General features: G+C 65.0%; 21 protein-coding genes. 6 read left to right on the plus strand and 15 right to left on the minus strand.

From position 1 onward, the window contains the following. Positions 1-26: 26 nt before the first annotated feature. Together JYG37_RS31730 and JYG37_RS31735 are read left to right on the plus strand one after the other, a co-directional pair. On the plus strand, positions 27-872 hold the full coding sequence (locus JYG37_RS31730) for a transketolase (RefSeq protein ID WP_050016909.1): 846 nt from the start codon (positions 27-29) through the stop codon (positions 870-872). Then, a complete protein-coding gene (locus JYG37_RS31735) occupies positions 869-1,867 on the plus strand; it encodes a transketolase family protein (protein ID WP_213347067.1) in 999 nt (332 codons plus the stop codon). The genes JYG37_RS31730 and JYG37_RS31735 overlap by 4 nt, the downstream gene beginning before the upstream one ends. A 141-nt stretch (positions 1,868-2,008) precedes the next feature. Here the strand turns inward: JYG37_RS31735 and JYG37_RS31740 are convergent, their stop codons facing one another. Next, positions 2,009-2,434, minus strand: a complete 426-nt coding sequence (locus JYG37_RS31740) for an Hsp20/alpha crystallin family protein (RefSeq protein ID WP_124592781.1) — start codon at positions 2,432-2,434, stop codon at positions 2,009-2,011. Between the two features lie 415 nt (positions 2,435-2,849). Beyond that, complete coding sequence (locus JYG37_RS31745) at positions 2,850-3,149, minus strand: H-NS histone family protein (RefSeq protein WP_080334363.1); 300 nt, start codon at positions 3,147-3,149, stop codon at positions 2,850-2,852. 263 nt (positions 3,150-3,412) lie between these two features. On the opposite strand from JYG37_RS31745, the gene JYG37_RS31750 reads away from it, so the two are divergent. From JYG37_RS31750 to JYG37_RS31765, 4 genes are all read left to right on the plus strand, one after another. Next, entirely contained in the window at positions 3,413-4,480 is a 1,068-nt protein-coding gene (locus JYG37_RS31750; RefSeq protein ID WP_213347069.1) for a hypothetical protein, read from the plus strand. 51 nt (positions 4,481-4,531) lie between these two features. After that, on the plus strand, positions 4,532-5,080 hold the full coding sequence (locus JYG37_RS31755) for a hypothetical protein (protein ID WP_089490398.1): 549 nt from the start codon (positions 4,532-4,534) through the stop codon (positions 5,078-5,080). Positions 5,081-5,167: 87 nt separating this feature from the next. After that, on the plus strand, positions 5,168-6,451 hold the full coding sequence (locus JYG37_RS31760) for a DUF6402 family protein (RefSeq protein ID WP_244137971.1): 1,284 nt from the start codon (positions 5,168-5,170) through the stop codon (positions 6,449-6,451). Continuing rightward, entirely contained in the window at positions 6,427-6,858 is a 432-nt protein-coding gene (locus JYG37_RS31765; protein WP_124555811.1) for a hypothetical protein, read from the plus strand. Before JYG37_RS31760 ends, JYG37_RS31765 begins: the two co-directional genes overlap by 25 nt. A 15-nt stretch (positions 6,859-6,873) precedes the next feature. Here the strand turns inward: JYG37_RS31765 and JYG37_RS31770 are convergent, their stop codons facing one another. The 13 genes from JYG37_RS31770 to JYG37_RS31830 all read right to left on the minus strand — a co-directional run bounded on the left by JYG37_RS31770 (position 6,874) and on the right by JYG37_RS31830 (position 17,983). Continuing rightward, positions 6,874-7,065, minus strand: coding sequence for a hypothetical protein (locus tag JYG37_RS31770; RefSeq protein ID WP_124592782.1), 192 nt, complete (start codon positions 7,063-7,065; stop codon positions 6,874-6,876). A 67-nt stretch (positions 7,066-7,132) separates the two neighbouring features. Next, positions 7,133-7,558, minus strand: coding sequence for an Hsp20/alpha crystallin family protein (locus JYG37_RS31775; RefSeq protein WP_050016965.1), 426 nt, complete (start codon positions 7,556-7,558; stop codon positions 7,133-7,135). A gap of 36 nt (positions 7,559-7,594) precedes the next feature. Further along, positions 7,595-8,038 carry an Hsp20/alpha crystallin family protein gene (locus JYG37_RS31780; protein WP_050016923.1) on the minus strand — a complete coding sequence of 148 codons (444 nt, stop codon included), beginning with the start codon at positions 8,036-8,038 and terminating at the stop codon, positions 7,595-7,597. Between the two features lie 184 nt (positions 8,039-8,222). Then, positions 8,223-9,428, minus strand: a complete 1,206-nt coding sequence (locus JYG37_RS31785; protein ID WP_176017109.1) for an IS110-like element ISBma3 family transposase — start codon at positions 9,426-9,428, stop codon at positions 8,223-8,225. A gap of 430 nt (positions 9,429-9,858) precedes the next feature. Further along, positions 9,859-10,875: a dTDP-glucose 4,6-dehydratase gene (gene rfbB / locus JYG37_RS31790; protein WP_050016925.1), complete on the minus strand. Its 1,017-nt coding sequence runs from the start codon at positions 10,873-10,875 to the stop codon at positions 9,859-9,861. Further along, entirely contained in the window at positions 10,872-11,756 is an 885-nt protein-coding gene (gene rfbD / locus JYG37_RS31795; protein ID WP_089490396.1) for a dTDP-4-dehydrorhamnose reductase, read from the minus strand. The genes rfbB and rfbD overlap by 4 nt, the downstream gene beginning before the upstream one ends. After that, positions 11,753-12,334, minus strand: coding sequence for a dTDP-4-dehydrorhamnose 3,5-epimerase (gene rfbC, locus JYG37_RS31800; RefSeq protein ID WP_050016929.1), 582 nt, complete (start codon positions 12,332-12,334; stop codon positions 11,753-11,755). Before rfbC ends, rfbD begins: the two co-directional genes overlap by 4 nt. After that, entirely contained in the window at positions 12,331-13,227 is an 897-nt protein-coding gene (gene rfbA / locus JYG37_RS31805) for a glucose-1-phosphate thymidylyltransferase RfbA (protein ID WP_124630955.1), read from the minus strand. Before rfbA ends, rfbC begins: the two co-directional genes overlap by 4 nt. A gap of 90 nt (positions 13,228-13,317) precedes the next feature. Then, complete coding sequence (locus JYG37_RS31810) at positions 13,318-14,715, minus strand: MFS transporter (protein WP_213347071.1); 1,398 nt, start codon at positions 14,713-14,715, stop codon at positions 13,318-13,320. Beyond that, entirely contained in the window at positions 14,712-15,431 is a 720-nt protein-coding gene (locus JYG37_RS31815; RefSeq protein WP_050016935.1) for an ABC transporter ATP-binding protein, read from the minus strand. The genes JYG37_RS31810 and JYG37_RS31815 overlap by 4 nt, the downstream gene beginning before the upstream one ends. Beyond that, a complete protein-coding gene (locus JYG37_RS31820) occupies positions 15,428-16,213 on the minus strand; it encodes an ABC transporter ATP-binding protein (RefSeq protein ID WP_213347073.1) in 786 nt (261 codons plus the stop codon). The genes JYG37_RS31815 and JYG37_RS31820 overlap by 4 nt, the downstream gene beginning before the upstream one ends. Beyond that, the gene (locus tag JYG37_RS31825) at positions 16,210-17,097 is read right to left on the minus strand and encodes a branched-chain amino acid ABC transporter permease (protein ID WP_080334364.1); all 888 of its coding nucleotides are present in this window, start codon (positions 17,095-17,097) and stop codon (positions 16,210-16,212) included. Before JYG37_RS31825 ends, JYG37_RS31820 begins: the two co-directional genes overlap by 4 nt. Next, entirely contained in the window at positions 17,090-17,983 is an 894-nt protein-coding gene (locus JYG37_RS31830; protein ID WP_050016938.1) for a branched-chain amino acid ABC transporter permease, read from the minus strand. The genes JYG37_RS31825 and JYG37_RS31830 overlap by 8 nt, the downstream gene beginning before the upstream one ends. Between the last annotated feature and the right edge of the window lie 28 nt (positions 17,984-18,011).

The raw sequence follows: 18,011 nt of genomic DNA on the forward strand, positions 1-18,011 counted from the left end.
CTTCCGACCTGATACTGGAGTAATCGATGGCTACCGAAACCATCCATGACGCGGTCCCGCTCGCCGAGCGCGCGTACCGCATCCGACGAAACGCCGTGCTGATGGGCGAAGTGCAGGGGCAGGGCTATGTCGGCCAGGCGCTCGACATCGCCGACGTGCTGGCCGTCGCGTATTTCGGCGCGATGCGCTATCGCGCCGACGATCCCGACTGGGAAGGGCGCGACCGCTTCCTGCTGTCGAACGGGCACTATGCGATCGCGCTGTACGCGGCGCTGTTCGAAGCCGGCATCCTGCCGGCCGCGGAACTCGACACCTACGGCAGCGACGACAGCCGCTTGCCGATGTCCGGCATGGCGAGCTACACGCCCGGCATGGAAATGTCCGGCGGCTCGCTCGGGCAGGGCCTGACGATCGCGGTCGGCCGGTGTCTGGGGCTGAAGCGCAAGGGCTCGGATGCGTTCGTCTACACGCTGTTTTCCGACGGCGAACTCGACGAAGGTGCGATCTGGGAAGGGCTGATGTCGGCCGCGCACTGGAAGCTCGACAACCTGATCGCGATCGTCGACGTGAACAACCAGCAGGCCGACGGCCCGTCGACGCAGGTCATGGCGTTCGAGCCGCTGGTCGACAAGCTCGAGGCCTTTGGCTGGTACGTGCAACGCGTGGACGGCAACGACATCGACGCGGTGAAACGCGCGTTCGACCACGCGCGCCAGCATGACGCACCGCAGCCGCGCATCATCGTCTGCGACACGAAGATGGGGTGCGGCGTGCCGTTCCTCGAAGCACGCGAGAAAAGCCATTTCATCCGGGTCGATGCGCACGAATGGCAACTCGCGCTCGACGCACTCGAAGCAGGGAGACACGCATGAGCACCGTCGACAACAAGCCGCGCCTGAAGACGTCGGCGATGATCGCCTCCATCGCGGCCGAAGGGCAGGCGACCCGCTCCGCGCCGTTCGGCCATGCGCTGACCGAACTCGCCCGCACGAACGGCAACGTGATCGGCATGACGGCCGATCTCGGCAAATACACCGACCTGCACCTCTTCGCGAAGGCATTCCCCGAGCGGTACTACCAGATGGGCATGGCCGAGCAGTTGCTGATGGGGGCCGCCGCCGGGTTCGCGCACGAAGGCGCGCAGCCGTTCGTCACGACCTATGCGGTGTTTGCGACGCGCCGCGCGTACGACTTCATTCATCAGGCGATCGCCGAGGACAATCTCGACGTGAAGCTGATCTGCGCGTTGCCTGGGCTCACGACCGGCTACGGGCCGAGCCACCAGGCCGCCGAGGATCTGGCGCTGATGCGTGCGATGCCGAACATGACCGTGATCGATCCGTGCGACGCGCTGGACATCGAACAGATGGTGCCGGCCATCGCCGCGCACAAGGGGCCGGTGTATGCGCGCCTGCTGCGCGGCAACGTGCCGGCCGTGCTCGACGAATACGATTACCGCTTCGAACTCGGCAAGGCCAAGCTGCTGCGCGACGGCACCGACGTGCTGCTGATCTCGTCCGGGATCATGACGATGCGTGCGCTCGAGGTGGCGAAGGCGCTCGAAGCCGATCGCGTCGATGTCGCCGTGCTGCACGTGCCGACGATCAAGCCGCTCGACACGGCGACCATTGTCCGCGAGGCTGCGCGAAAAGGGCGCATGGTCATCGTCGCGGAGAACCATACGACGATCGGCGGGCTCGGCGAAGCGGTCGCGACCGCGTTGCTTGCGGCGGGCGTGGCGGTGCCGTTCCGGCAGATCGCGCTGCCGGATGCGTATCTCGCCGCGGGCGCGCTGCCGACGTTGCATGAGCGCTACGGAATCTCGGCTGGCGCGATGCGCGTGAATATCCGGTCGTGGCTCGGGTGATCGGTCGGCCCTTCGACAGCCGCGTGTCGACGCGCAGCGCCCGGGCCGCCTGCGCCGACGCGGGACGCTCGCATTCTGCGCATGAAGCGGCGCAAGCCTCGCGGCTTGCGCCGCTTCATGTAGCGCTTGCGGCGAACCTCCTCACCCCGCCGTCACCTGGATTCGCCGCGGCTTCGCTTCTTCGCGCCGCGGGATGCTCAGTTTCAGCACGCCGTCGCGCAGTTGCGCGTCGATGCGCGACACGTCGAAATCCGGGCTGAGCGTGAATGCGCGCGAGAAGTGCGGATGCTGCACTTCGCCGTGCTGCAGACGCAATCCCGCCGGCGTCGGGACGACGGCTTCCGCTTCGATGGCCAGGCTGCCGTCGTGCACGCGGACGTCGAGCTTGTCGCGCGGCACGCCCGGCAGGTCCGCGTACAGCGTGATGCCGTGCGCATCCTCGACGATGTCGACGGCGGGCGCAATCCGCGTGCGCGGCGTGTCGCGCTGAGCCGCTTCACGGTTCGTCACGGCCGTTCGCGTATCGGCCGGACGAGTCGTCAGTTCAGTGGTGTTGGTGTCACTCATGATGGGGTCCCCTGGATTTCGGTGCAGTTTACCGGTGTAGGCCGATCTAGCTGCGACAAGGCTCTCCGGTCCGCCCTTTAAATAAGGTACTTATTAATCAAAGAGTTGCTGATTGGCTTTGACGCCGTCTGCGCAGCGTCGCGAAATGGAGTTCCGCCTTGCTGGCGAAGCGCCAGTCGCCGTCATCGCCGCGCAATCGTACCCACCCGCCGTATATCTGAACGACGACGTCTTCGCCCCACGTCGCGCGCAAACGGTGCAACCATGTCCGTTGCCGGCTATCGAGCCAGAACGAGTTCGCCTGCTGCGGCAACTGTCCTCCCCGGTGTCGTGACGAGATCCGAGCTCGAAGCCGTCACGTCCGGACCCAGTCTGTCTACCCGATCACCGCAACTCCGTTAGGCAAACTTTCGAGTTATTCGGCTTCCTGAATCAGAAAGCGGGCACGATTCTTCCCTGCAATCCATCGCGGCGCCTTACCGCGGCCACCCCAGGTCGCACCCGTTTTCGGATCACGATACTTAGGTGCCAGCGGCGCGCGCGCTACTGCCGCTACGGCACGTCGGCGACCAAACAGCTGCTCTGCCGTGATGCCGTACTCAGCGATCTGCTCGCGCATCGTTGCAATGACGTTGTCCAGCTCAGCGAGACGTGCTTCTTCTGCTTGCTGTGCCAATGCATCAGCCTGCGCTTTCAATTCAAGATAAGTTGCCATGGAGATAGAGGATAATCAGTTAAACAGCGAATGAGTAGCCTAGTCGGCAAACTCGGTCTCGTCGACACGGTTCCGGCATAACCACAAATACGGTCGGTTTCCGTTTTTCGCGGCACAGGTTCGAAGACGGGTATGCGACGTCCATGTGCAAATGTTGCATTTCATACGTCTCTAGATTTTGATTTCAATGTAAAGCTACGCCCGCACGAGGCACACATATACCCGGTCAGTCGGTTGAGAGCGACTTGAAAATGGAACAAGCGATGAGCGCAACTACCACCTCACTCGAAGCCGTCGTGGACAACATTTCCTCGAAGCTGCGCGACGAGATCAAGCTGCTCGTCGACGCAAAATACGAAGTCGACGAGCTCGCATGCCGCAGTGCGGCCGGTCGGCGTCTCATTGAACCGTTCCACGACGGTGCCTACGGCCCACGGATCGGAGCATCTTTTTTCAGAACCGTCTTTCCGTTCAGCAATCTCGAACCGTGCGGCGATTCGTTTAGCGCGCTTGCGCCTGTTTCGCAGACGATCGGCGCGAGCTGGCGATGGACTACCTCCTCTGTTCCTGAGAACGAGCGACCGGCTCTGCTGGCCAGGTTGCAAGACCCGGCTCGCGCGACGGCAGAAGGCTACGATCGAGCCGAGTTCATCTGGATCAAACCGCTCGGTCTATTTCTGGCGCACGAGGGCAAGAATCGCGTGGGATTCTTCCGCGATATGGGTGCGCAATGGATCCCGGCGCACGTTGCGCCGTACGATTACCCGGCCGCCGATCGGCTCGCGATCTACGCGGCGATGCACGCCCATCAGACCATGTATTGGGTCGTGCTAGACGGCCAACTGCTAGAACCGATCAACCATCCTGCCTGGGTGCTGTCGATCCTGCGGGCCTACGGTGTGGCGGAACATCATCGGTGGCCGCACGAGTTCCCTGCGGTTGACGTGGTCACTGCAGCGCTTACCGAACGCCTGGTCAATCCGGTCTCCAGTCGGCCGGCACCGCTCGACTTGGAGTTGGTCCGTGAGAACGAGGAATACGAATCGGAAGAGATTCCGTGCTCGATCCTCGACATCGACGCGCTCTCAGCACCATGGTTCTTTCTGAAGGTAATGTTCGGCGTCAGCATCATCGCGATCATGTTGATTTGCATCATGCCAGCAGACTGGTCGAATCTGCGCATAGCGGCCGGAGTCGTCGCCGGCTTGGGCTTTGGCGGCTTGCTAACACCTGGCGTCAAGCTGCTTCGTGCGCCGCGACGGCTCGTCGATCCCTACGCGTCGCTACGCAAATTCTCGCCGCTCGAGCGTAAGGCAGCGGGGATCCGGTGACGTACAACCAAGCCGGCATGGCCGGCCACTTTTCTAACACAGTGTCGAGCTATGCCGATCAAATTGACGCATGAAACAGCGCCGTACATTGCGCGCGACATCGTAGAATCCGGCTCGTTTATCGGCGGCCCGATCCTCGGTGACGCAGGCATGAACGCCTACATTGATGGTGGCCTCTACAACCGCGACCAGGCCGAGCGAACCGGCGCTACCCTGGAATTCGAATGGACTGGACCGGTTTCCGCTGCGCCGGCGAGAGGTGTGCATGAGCCGGATGTGCTGTATGACGAGCGGCCACACCGCGCGTTCATCTTCGTTTGCACACGCAAGCATCTTCGAGTCACTGGCGTGCGGTTCCATTCGGGCCTCTCGTGGCGTGACGCGGTTTACGTGCCATCGAGGCCGACCGCGGCCGCCAGCCTGTCGCCAGCGGCCTGGCTCGCGTGGGCCCGAGCGTGGCAGCCAGGGTGGTTGGACAACCAGGCGGCCGAACTCGAAAGCGCAATGTTGGCTCGGCTGGCGACCAAGCCTTCCGTGTCGATCGTGCCACCGGCGGATTGCCCCTACCTTTTCATCCTGCGCGATCGCGGCTTGATCTGACAGTTGTTTTCATTATTGCCGTTCGATTTTCAGATGCATCGATTAATCTGATGCCTGTCCGTTTGAAAAGTCGATATCCAAGGCCCTATGCCAGACGTCAAGAAAGTGCCGTATTATGAAATTAAGTCGTCGTCCATTCCATTTTCACTGCCGAAGTGGAAGGAATACGCCGGGGCCGATGGATGCGTTCCTTTGAATACAACGCAAGGCATCTGCATGGATCGGCTTGCTCCTGGCGAACCCAAGCCGTTCAAGCTTCCGGAGCCCATGCCGACGAAGCCCGAGACGACGAAAGCGTCGGAGCCGGCAAAGGCGCCACCCGCCAAGCAGGTTCCACCTCCCAAGCCGACAGAGCCAGCCGACGCGGAGGATTGCGAGAATCCCCCACCCTTCGATTTACTGGACGTTCCCACTGCGATGGAGCGGATGAAATGGCCTGTTGCAGCCAAGCTTGCCAGGCGATGGTTCAGCGGCCCGAAACACGTTTGGGATAACAGTTTCAAAACGGACCAACCCTTTTATAACACGATCGTGACGCTTGAATGGGCGCTAAAGTTCGGGAAGGTCCGCGAGCGTTATGACGAGCTTATCTCGAAAAGCATCTACAACGAGAATGCCAGAGTGCTGTTGAGAGATTTGCTGCGGGATGTGGTGAAGGAAAAATTCGGCTCGTCGGTGGATTTTGATTTCCAGACGGTTGGCGACAAGGGCAATCTCGTCGAGTTTTGCAGGAAGTGGCAATTCCAGTGGGTGAAAGTGTCCAGCTTTGACACGACGGGCGGCCTTCCTTATGCGCCGACCGATTTGACCGCTGCCCTGGCCAACTTCAACATCTATGCTGCGATCGGGCGCGTCGAGTTTTCCGGAGACAGATATTACAAATACAACAACCAGGAGAAGACGAAATCGTACTGCGCTGACCTGACTGCATCCATAACCCATATCTACGCCTACATAAAAGACAGCTACTCCTTCAATGACGGGAAGCCGGGATCGAGCAGTCAGTATTTGGGACACTGGAATAAAAGCGGCATGGTGATCACGAATGGTGGGAGAATTCGGGAGCTTCTGTACCGGAGCGGCGTGAACTCGAACCTCGGAAATTCGCCCGACGTCGAGTCCAAGATCAAATGGAAGTATCTGATTGATGACTTTCTAGATAAACCGATCGATACCCGTAAAGGCATCGTCAAAAAATTTAGAGCGTGCGACGTGCACTATCCTGTTTTCAACCGAACGTACAACGATTGGAGAAACAAGCATAATCGCGGAGAGGATTTCGTGATATATTCAAATCTGCAATATCTCAAGCTGACCAATCCCATTAAGATCAATCTCGGCGAAATATGCAGATCACCAGAAAACATGTAATCGCGATCGCGCTTGTCTTGGTACTAGCGATTCCGTCTCTTGCGTTACGGAAGTCATACGAAGGTTGCGAGAGCTATACGCAGGATCTTAACGGGGGAACGAAAGAGTTCGGTGGCAAGAAGTACAAGATCGAGCTATGTGGGGCGCCCCGCTCTTTTGCCGATGGTGACGAAATTCGACTCCGGGTGATGGGTCCGGCAGGAGACGTGCTGGCGGAGCGTTATTTTGCGGTGCGCACGCTCAACGATGCAGCACCCACGGAACTGCGGTACAGCGACGACAACATTTTCTACTACGACCAGTCGAAGTCGTCTCCGTTGCGCTTCATTGCCATGCCGCCGTCCCGAACGGACTGGTGGACGGCACGCATACCGTTGCTGCAACGACTGCTCGCGTTCTTTTCATAAGATCGGGAGACGCACTCAGACGTCGCGTGTTAGCCGGGCATGGTACTTCGCCGCCTCGCGGCGCATCCGCGCCTCTTCCGGCGACACGTAGATCGACGTGGTGCCGAGCGACATCCGGTCGTGGCTCGGATGATCGGTCGGCCGTTCGACAGCCGCGTGACGACGCGCAACGCCCGGGCCGCCTGCGCCGACGCGGGACGCTCGCATTCTGCGCATGAAGCGGCGCAAGCCTCGCGGCTTGCGCCGCTTCATGTAGCGCTTGCGGCGAACCTCCTCACCCCGCCGTCACCTGGATTCGCCGCGGCTTCGCTTCTTCGCGCCGCGGGATGCTCAGTTTCAGCACGCCGTCGCGCAGTTGCGCGTCGATGCGCGACACGTCGAAATCCGGGCTGAGCGTGAATGCGCGCGAGAAGTGCGGATGCTGCACTTCGCCGTGCTGCAGACGCAATCCCGCCGGCGTCGGGACGACGGCTTCCGCTTCGATGGCCAGGCTGCCGTCGTGCACGCGGACGTCGAGCTTGTCGCGCGGCACGCCCGGCAGGTCCGCGTACAGCGTGATGCCGTGCGCATCCTCGACGATGTCGACGGCGGGCGCAATCCGCGTGCGCGGCGTGTCGGGCCGAGCCGCTTCACGGTTCGTCACGGCCGTTCGCGTATCGGTCGAACGGGTCGTCAGTTCAGTGGTGTTGGTGTCACTCATGATGTCCTCCGTCATGCGTTCGTGACGTCGTGCTGTTTACTGGACGGTAATCGCCCGCGGCTTCGAGGCTTCCGACTTGCCGACGCTGATCGTCAGGCAGCCGTTCGCATAGCGCGCGTCGATCTTGTCGGGGTCCGCGTGCTGCGGCAGTTCGACCACGCGGCGGAACGCGCCCATGAACCGCTCGTTCGCGTAGACGCGTCGCTCGTCGTCGGTCGTGCCATCGTCCGGGGGAGTCCGCTCGCCGCTGATCGTCAGCAGCCGGCGATCGACCGAGATGTCGATCTTCGCGGGGTCGAGACCCGGCGCGAACGCGACGATCTCGACCGTGTCGTCGGTGCTGCCGATGTTGACGGGGGGAAACGTACCGGGGCGCGGCGCGCGCAGACTGGCCGGAAAGCCCGTAAATGCGCTGGCCATCTGCCGTTGCAGGCGGTCGAATTCCGCCAGCAGATCGGTGGGGAAGAAGATATCGCTCATGACTGGCTCCTGTTGTGCCCCCTGCAGGGGACGAACCGGACCACGCGCTCCAGTTCGTCCATCCGCGAGAGAGTCGCTGACTAACAAATCGAAACACGCAGCGCGAAAACCGCGACTGCCTTGAGCGATACCTAAAATAGGATACGGCGCGTGAATTTCAAGGGGGGTGCCCCTATGTGTTTCGTCAAGCGTTAGGGGCTGACTTGGGTTGGTAAATGGTGCCGTCGCGCAGCATGGCGAACAGGACGTCGCAACGTCGCCGTGCCAGCGCGATGAGCGCTTGGTTGTGGCGCTTGCCCTGCTGGATCTTGCGCGCGTAGTAGGCCCGCGAGACGGGGTCCCGCAAGGCCGCGAAGGCGGATAGGAACAAGGCGCGTTTGAGCACCTTGTTCCCTCGTCTGGATGGATGCTCGCCGCGGATGGATGAGCCTGAGCGCCGGGTGACTGGGGCAAGGCCGGCGTAGGCCGCCAAGTGTGCGGCCGAAGCGAACGCTTTATGGGCGACCTCGGTCAGGAGTCTGGCGGCGGTCCTGACGCCGACTCCCGGCATGCTGGTCAGGACCGGCCAAAGAGGGTGAGCAAGCACCAGCCGTTCCACTTCGGCTGCGACCTCGTCGCGTTGCTTGCGCAAGGCTGCGAGCTGCTGGGCTAAACGGGGCATGACGATGGTGGCGGCCTGCGTGCCGGGCACGGTCACGGCTTGTTCGCTGAGTGCCTGAACGATCTCGGCCGCCAAGCCTTTACCCATGCGAGGAGCGAGCTTGGTCAGGCGATTGGCGAGCGTCTTCTCGCTGGTGCTGGCAAGTGCGGCGGGCGACGGATAGCGCTCAAGCAGATCGAGCACCGCAGGATGGTCGAGGCGCGGTCCGAGAACGCGTTCGAGTGCCGGATGGATCTGAGTAAGCAAGCCGCGAATGCGGTTGCTGGTTTGAGTGACCTGGGCGGCGAGATCATCATCGAAGCCGCACAGCATGGTGAGTTCGGCGAGCTGCTCGTCGGCCAATCGGAGCGAGCGCAGCGTGTGCGGCATCGAGCGAGCGGCTTCGGCAATGATCGCGGCGTCGCGAGCATCGGTCTTGGCTTCGCCGGCGTGCAGGTCAGCGATGCGGCGCATAGCCAGTCCCGGCAGATAGGCGACGAGTACGCCTTCGGCGCGAGCAACGGCTACAGGAAGCGCACCGATGGTGGATGGCTGATCGACGACGAACAGCAGTCGACCGTGAGTCTTGAGCTCGGCGATGAGGGCTCGCAGCTTGACCTCATCGTTGGGTAGCGCCTTGTTGTACAGGCGCTTGCCGTTCCGATCGAGCGCGACGGCATGATGCTGGCCTTTACCGACATCGACGCCGACGAAGACATCGACGGCGCCATGTTGTTGAGTGTCTTGCATCGAAGTATGAGCAGAGTGAACGGATTGGCCTGCAACAACGGTGGCAAGTCTCGGCATCCACGTTACGGACGGCGTCGGGATATCCCGGCCAAACCCCTATCAGCGATCACCAGCCACCCACCAGGCCCGGTGACAACACCCCCCGGATCATGACTGCGACTGGGGGCGAGAATCATGCCGGGCCTGGCTGGCCAAAGCCCCGATTATCGGGACGTGAAGATAGTAACGGGGCGTCATCCTGATCAACCCTCGGTCAACCTCCGCGCCGACCGCATTCAGCGCGCGAACGGACGTCGCCGGCTCACGGCCGGCCGCGCGCATACAAAGCTTTCAAATCGAAAGATTTGCGGGGGCCGCAGCCACCGAGGCTTGCCTATCGGCCTCGTTCGGCAGCACGGCGCAACATCGACGTGCCGGTGCCGCCGCCGCGCTATACATACCAATCCAGCGTCTTCACGATCCCCGTTTCGAAGCTCTCCGCCGGCCGCCATTGCAATTCGCGGGCGAGCTTCCCCGCATCGATCGCATAGCGCCGGTCGTGACCGGCGCGATCGGTGACGAACCGGACGAGGCGCGCATGCGGTGCGTGTTCGGGCCGCCGCGCGTCGAGCAGCGTACAGATCAGCGCGACGATGTCGACGTTGCGCCATTCGTTGCAGCCGCCGACGGTGTACGTCTCGCCGACCGTCCCGCGCCGGATGACCGCGTCGATCGCACGGCAATGGTCGTCGACGTACAGCCAGTCGCGCACGTTCGCGCCGTCGCCGTACACGGGGATGTCGGTGCCTTCGAGGCAATGACGGATCACGGTCGGAATGAACTTCTCGCCGTGCTGGCGCGGCCCGTAATTGTTCGAGCAGTTCGTCGTGGTGACGGGCAATCCGTACGTATGGAAATAGGCGCGGACGAGATGGTCCGAGCTTGCCTTGGTGGCGGAGTACGGGGAGTTCGGCGCATACGGTGTCGTTTCGGAAAAAGGCGGGTCGTCGGGACCCAGCGAGCCGTACACCTCGTCGGTGCCGATATGGTGAAAGCGGCGGCGCGTGAGGGCGTCGGCCCGGCCGAGTTTTTGCTCGTTCAACCAAAGCTGGCGGCACGCGTCGAGCAGCGTCCACGTGCCGAGCACGTTCGTGCGAACGAATTCGCCGGGGCCGTCGATCGAGCGGTCGACGTGGCTTTCGGCCGCGAAGTGGACGACGGTGTCGATCGCATGGTCGCGTAGCAGCGACTCGACGAGCGGTCGGTCGCAGATGTCGCCGAGGACGAAGCGATGACGATCGGCGCCCGGCAGGGCGTCGCCGAGATTGTCGAGGCTGCCCGCATAGGTCAGCAGATCCAGCGTGACGACGCTGACCTGCGGATCGCTTTCGAGCAGATGCCGGACAAAATTGGCGCCGATGAAACCGGCACCGCCCGTCACGAGAACATGTTTCGGTCGATAGCTCATGAGGTTCGCTTCCAGGTGGCAAACACGTCGGTGAGACCCGCGATCCACGAAGGCGATTCGACCCCGAAGTGTTCTCGCAGGAGGCTGCAGTCGAGCGCGGAATTCGCCGGTCTCGGCGCAGGCAACGGATAGGCGTCGGTCCGGATCGGCCGGACCAGCGGCACACGGTCGATCAGGCCGGCGCGCCGCGCCTCGGTGAAGATCGTTTCGGCGAAGCCGTGCCATGTCGTCACGGGCGTGCCGCACAGGTGATAGGTGCCCCAGCGCAGCGCTTCACCGGCCCGGTATCGCGCCGCGATCGTCAGCAGCGCGTCGGCGATCGCACCGGCATGCGTCGGGCCGCCGTACTGATCGGCGACGACGCCGACGACCTCGCGCTCGCGCGCCAGCCGCAGCATGGTGCGCACGAAATTGCCGCCGTGCGCGCCGAACACCCAGGCGACGCGCAGAATCAGGTGACGGTCGGGCAGTCGCTCGCGCACCGCTTCCTCGCCCGCGAGCTTGCTCCGGCCGTACACGCCGAGCGGCGCGACGGCGGCGGTTTCCGCGTACGGGCCGGGCATGCGGCCGTCGAACACGTAGTCGGTCGACAGATGAATCAACGGAATCCCGAGCGCGGCGCACGCGTTGGCCAGCACGGCCGGCCCGTCGCGGTTCGCCCGCCACGCGGCATCGGGCTCGGCCTCCGCGCGGTCGACGGCGGTCCATCCGGCGGCATTGATCACGAGCGCGGCCCGGTGTTCGTCGAACGCACGGCGCACCGAGCCTGCATCGGCGATGTCGAGCGCGGCGCGCGACAGCCCGACGAGCGGCTGCCCGCCCGCGCGCAACACCAGTTCGCGGCCGACCTGGCCGAGCGCGCCGGTCACGACGATCGTCATCGCGCACTCCCGTATGCGGGCAGCAGCGCCGGCGCGCCGGCTGCCAGTTCGGCGAGCGGAGGCTGCCGCCGATCCTTGTCCGACAACTGATACGGCGCGCCGGCGTCCGGCCAGTCGATGCCGATATCCGGATCGTCCCAACGCACGCCGGCGTCCGAATCGGGATCGTAGTACTGCGTGCACTTGTACGCGAAGTCGGCCTCGTCGGACAACACGCAAAAGCCGTGCGCGAAGCCGGGCGGAATCCACAGCATCCGGTGCGATACGTCGTCGAGCTGCGCCCCGAACCAGCAGCCGAAGCACGGCGAGCCGCGCCGGATGTCGACGGCGACGTCGTAGACCGCGCCGCGCGCCGCGTGCACCAATTTGCCTTGCGGATTCACGCGCTGGTAGTGCAGCCCGCGCAGCACGCCGCGCCGCGAGCGCGACTGGTTGTCCTGGACGAAGGTCGCGTCGACGCCGGCGTCGCGCAGCCAGCTTGCCCGGAAGCTTTCGACGAAAAAGCCGCGCGCATCGCCGAACACGCCGGGCTCGATCAACAGCACGCCGGGCAACGGCGTCTCGATCACCCGTGTCATGCCGCGACCTCCTTGCTCAGCAGATCGAGCAGATAGCGGCCGTAACCGCTTTTCGCGAGTTTGTGGGCCAGCGTTTCGAGCTGCTCCGCATCGATCCAGCCGAGCCGGTACGCAATTTCCTCGGGACACGCGATTTGCAGGCCCTGCCGCGCCTGCATCACCTGGATGAAATTGGCCGCGTCGAGCAGCGATTCGTGCGTGCCGGTGTCGAGCCATGCGTAGCCGCGTCCAAGTATCTCGACGTTCAGCGCGCCGCGCGCGAGATACGCGAGATTCAGGTCGGTGATCTCCAGTTCGCCGCGCGCCGACGGCCGCACGGCCTTCGCCAGTTCGACGACGTCGTTGTCGTAGAAATAGAGGCCGGTGACCGCGTAATTCGACTTCGGCTCGCGCGGTTTCTCCTCGAGGTCGATCGCGCGGCCGTCCGCGTCGAACGACACGACGCCGTAGCGCTCCGGATCGCGCACGTAGTAGCCGAACACGGTCGCGCCGGCGGTCCGTGCGGCGGCCTGCTGCAGCAGCGACGACAGCGCGGGCCCGTGATAGATGTTGTCGCCGAGCACGAGCGTCGCCGCGTCGCGACCGATGAACGGCGCGCCGATCACGAACGCCTGCGCAAGACCGTCGGGGCTCGGCTGCGTCGCATACGAAAGGCTCATGCCCCACTGGCTGCCGTCGCCGAGCAGTTGCTGGAACGCGTCGAGATCGCGCGGCGTCGAGATGATCAGCACGTCGCGGATGCCGGACAGCATGATCGTGCTGAGCGGGTAATAGATCATCGGCTTGTCGTACACCGGCATCAATTGCTTCGATACCGAATGCGTGAGCGGGTGGAGCCGGGTGCCCGAGCCGCCCGCCAGAATCAGTCCTTTACGGCCAATCGCTGTTTGCATGAGGTCCCTCGCTGCAAGAGGAAAAGTGCGTGCGTGATACGCGGAATACACCGAATGCGTCGACGAACGTCGATACCCGTGCGCGCCTCGCTACGGCTGCTCGGCACCGCCAACGTGAATCGCACGGAATACGATCGCGAAGCCGAGCGCGTACAGCGCGGCGATCACCGCGAAGCCGACGGCCGTCGCGCGGTCCGGATCGTCGATCACGTGCAGGATCACCGATGCGATCGCGATGCCGACCAGCGAACCGATCTGCCGGCTCGCGTTCAGCGACGCGGCGGCGAGGTTCGCGTCCGCCGCATCGGCCGACTGCATCACGACGAGATTCATTGCCGGAATGGCCTGGCCGGCGCCGAAGTTGGCCAAGCCGATCGCGACGGCCAGCACCGGATACGACATCGCCGCGACGCCGACGAGCGCCACGCTGCCGAGCGCGGCGAGCGCGAGCCCCGAGAGCAGCGTGCGGCGCGGGCCGAACCGGGCGCTGACTTTCGCGGACGCGAGATTGCCGATGCCGAACATCGCCATCAGCGGAAACAATTCGAACCCGGCCACGAGCGCGCTCGCGCCGCGGACGTTCTGCAAATAGAGGCTCAACAGAAAGATCTCGGCGAGAATGCCGAAGTTGATCGCGAGACCCAGCGTGCTGCCCGCGACGAAACGCCGATTCGCGAGCAGCGCCGGCGACAGGATGCGCGAGTGCGCGTAGCGCTCGCGTAACGCAAATGCCGCGGTGGCGGCCAACGTCGTGGCGACGCCGGCGAGGATCGACGGCGAGCGCCAGCCGGCGCCGGGCCCTTCGATCAGCGTGAAGCTCAGCGCGGCGAGCGCGAGCGCGCCGAACAGATGGCCGAGCGCATTCAACGGGCCGGGATGACGCGGCGCCCGCGCGATATGCCGGTACGTGAGCCACAGGCCGGCCGCACCGACCGGCAAATTCACCCAGAAGATGCCGCGCCAGCCGATCGCGTCGACCAGCACGCCGCCGACGCAGGGCCCGAGCGCCATCGCGGCCGACACCAGCGCGCCCCAGATGCCGATCATCCGCGTGCGCATCGGCCCTGGCGGGAACGCGAGCGTGAGCAGGCTCAGCGAACTCGGCATGAACAGCGCCGCGCCGACACCTTGTGCAAGGCGCGCCGCGACCAGTGCGCCGCTGGACTGCGCGGCCGCGCACAGCACCGACGCGCCGACGAACAGCGCGAGCCCGGCGACGTAGATGGCTTTCGACCCGTAGCGGTTCGCGAGCGCGCCGCCGAGCAGCAGCAGCGCGGCGAAGCTGAGCGTGTACGCATCGACGACCCACACCAGCGCGGTCAGCGACATCGACAGGCTGGTTTCCATCGCCTTCAGCGCGACGTTGACGATCGTCACGTCGAGCATGGCCATCACGAAACCGCACGCGAGCGCGACCATCACGAGCACGGGACGCGCGGCCGCGGCGGCGTACGCGCCGGCGACCGGCGTGGCGCGCCCGCCGTTCATGCGGCCCTCCCGCCGAGGTACAGGCGTCGCATCTCGTCGCTGTCTAGCAGCTCGGCCGCGGCGCCTTCGAGCGCGACGCGCCCCATCGTCAGCACGATGCCGCGATCCGCGATGCGCAGCGCCTCGATCGCATTCTGCTCGACCATCAGCACGCCGATATGCTCGGTGTCGCGCATCCGGACGATCGCGTCGAACACCTCGTCGACCATCTTCGGCGACAGGCCGGCCGACGGCTCGTCGAGCAGCAGCAACACCGGGCGCGGCATCAGTGCGCGTGCGAGCGACACGATTTGCCGCTCGCCGCCGGACAATGCGCCCGCCAGCGACCGGTAGCGACGCCGCAGCACCGGATACTGCTCGCACAGCTCGTCGATCCGCGCCTCGCGCGGAAACGCCGACATCGACTGGCCGCCGAGCATCAGGTTTTCGCGCACGGTCAGCGACGCGAACACGTTGTCGGTCTGCGGCACGAAGCCGATCCCGTACTCGCGGATCTTGCGGTGGACCGGCACGCGCGCCACGTCCGTGCCCTGGATGGTCACGCTGCCCGCACGAGGCAGCACGAAACCTGCGATCGCCTTCAGCAGCGTCGATTTTCCGCAGCCGTTCGGGCCGAGGATCGTCACGATGTCGATGGCCCCGACCGTGAGCGACACGCCATGCAGGATGTCGACTTCGGGCGTGTAGCCGGCGACGAGTTCGCGCACGTCGATCATGACGCCTCCAGCGGACGAGGGGCGGCATGGGCGCGCCCGAGATACGCGTCGAGTACGCGACGGTTGCGCTCCAGCTCGGCCGGCCGGCAGTTCGCGATCGTCACGCCGCGGTCCAGCACGACGCAGCGGTCGCACAGCTCGCGGATGAAATGCATGTCGTGCTCGATGACGACCAGCGTGACGCCTTGCTTGCGAATCCGTCGCAGTTCGTCGATCAGCTCGCCGCGCAGGTTCGGGTGCACGCCGGCGGTCGGCTCGTCGAGCAGCATCAGCTTGGGCTCGGTCATCATCGCGCACGCGATGCCCAGCAGCTTCTTCTGGCCGCCGGAAATCGACGCGGCGGACAGGTGCGCGACGCCGGACAGTTTCAGCTCGTCCAGCAGCGCGGCGGCGCGTGCACGCGTATCGGCATCGAGCGCGCGCGTCGCACGGCCGGGCCAGAGGGCGGCGGCGATGCCGTGGCGCGCGGACGAAGCCGCCATCGCGAGTTCGAGCACCGACATGCGTGCGGGCATCGACGGCAACTGGAACGTGCGGCGCACGCCCAGCCGCGCAATCTTGTGCGGCGACAGCGCGTCGATCCGCCGACCGTCGAAGCGGATCGCGCCCGCCGCGAGCGGTGCGAAGCCGGTGATCGCGTTGAGCGCGGTGCTCTTGCCGGAGCCGTTCGGGCCGAGCAGTCCGACGATCTCGCCGCCGTCGACCGACAGCGTGACCCCGGACAAGACGACGTTCTCGCCGTAGCGGATCGTCACGCCGTCGAGATCGAGCAGCGTGCTCATGGCCGCACCTCCAGGCGCTCGGGTACGAGCCCATGCGGACGCCAGAGCACGCACGCGAGCAGCATCAGGCCGACCAGGCCCAGCCGCACCGCGCCGGTCAGGTCGCTGCCGACATCGAGCCAGTCCTTGAGAAACGGCGCCAGCGCGTAGACGGCCTGCACGATCAGCGTGCCGACCAGCACACCCAGGTGGCTGCCGAGGCCGCCGACCATCACGACGGTCCACAGCGCGAAGGTCTCGGACGCGATCATCGCGTCCGGCCCGACATAGCCGATGTACCACGCGGCGAGTGCCCCGGCGAGCGCGGCGGGCAGCGCGCCCGCGATGCATGCGCGCGTTTTCAGCGCGAGCGGATCGTAGCCGAAGCAGACCGCGAGCGCGGGTTCTTCGCGCATCACCTTCAGCGCCCGGCCGAAGCGGCTCGCGGTCAGGCGCCGGTACGTCGCGTAGGTGAGCGCGAGGCAGCCGGCCGTGACCGCGAGGAACGCGAGTTCGGCCCACGGCGCGCGCAGCCCGGGGAATAGCGGCGCGATGCCGCCGATGCCTTGCGCGCCACCGGTCAACCCGCTTTCGTTGAGCGCGATCGTGCGCAGGATCTCGGCGATCGCGAGCGTCGCGATCCCCCAGTAGTCGGCGGAGAGCTGCCGCCCGAGCCGCGCGACGACGATCGCCAGCGCACCCGCCGCGGCCAGCGCGAGCGCGAGCGCCGAAGGCAATGGCCAGCCGAGCCGAGACGCGATGCCGGCCGCGTACGCGCCGAGCCCGCTGAACGCAATGAAGCCGAAATTGACGAGTCCCGCATAGCCGGCCTGCAGGTTCAACCCGAGCGCCATCGTCGCGTACAGGCAGCCGACGGTCAGCAGATGGATGACGAAGCTAGACACGCCGTACCTCCCGATCGAAGATGCCGTAAGGCCGGAAGATCAGTGCGACGAGCAGGATCGCGAACGACACCGCGCCGACGTACTCGACCGGAAAGAATTGCATCGGCCGATCGACGAGCCCGCCGAAATCGACGTTCAGCGCGACGGTCTCGGCCACCGCGATCAGCAGCGCACCGGCCGCGGCGCCGAGCGGATTGCCGAGGCCGCCCAGGATCGCCGCGGAAAACACCGGGATCAGCAGTCCATAGCCGAGATTCACATGCACGCTCTCGGTGGCGCCGAGCATCGTGCCGCCGAGCGCCGCCAGCACGCCGCTCGCGAACGTGATCACGTTGGTCACGCGCGTCGCGTCGATGCCGGTCGCGAGCGCCAGCGCGCGATTCGACGCGAGCGCACGCATCGCCCGCCCGAGGCCGGTGCGGTACAGCAGCGCCGCGAATATCGCGAGCGCGCCGGCGCCGCATGCGATCGAGCCCAGTTGCGGCACGGACAGCGCGACGCCGGCGATCACCATCGGCGGATGCACGTCCTGCGCATACTGCTGCGGCCGCGAGCCGGCGACGCCGAGCACCAGCGCGACCGCGAGCATCGAGATCGCAAGCGAGCCGATCATCGCCACCGCGCTGCCGGAGCGCAGCAGTCTCGCGAACACGAACAGGTTCAGCAGCGTCGCGGCGGTGCCGACCAGCGCGCAGGACACGGCCGTCGCGAGCGCGAACGGGAGCCCCGCGCGTTCCAGCCAGAGCGTCGCGAATGCGCCGAGCATCGCGTACTGGACATGCGCGATGTTGGGAAAGCGGATCAGCGAATAGAGCGTCGACAGGCCGACCGACACCAGCAGCAGATCGGCGGTGCGGATCAATACGTCGACAATGAATGACAGCATGGCGAGATCCTCTGGTTCATCCGGGCGG

Origin of the sequence: Burkholderia sp. LAS2 (genome assembly GCF_018417615.1) — a bacterium.
GTDB lineage: Bacteria > Pseudomonadota > Gammaproteobacteria > Burkholderiales > Burkholderiaceae > Burkholderia > Burkholderia sola.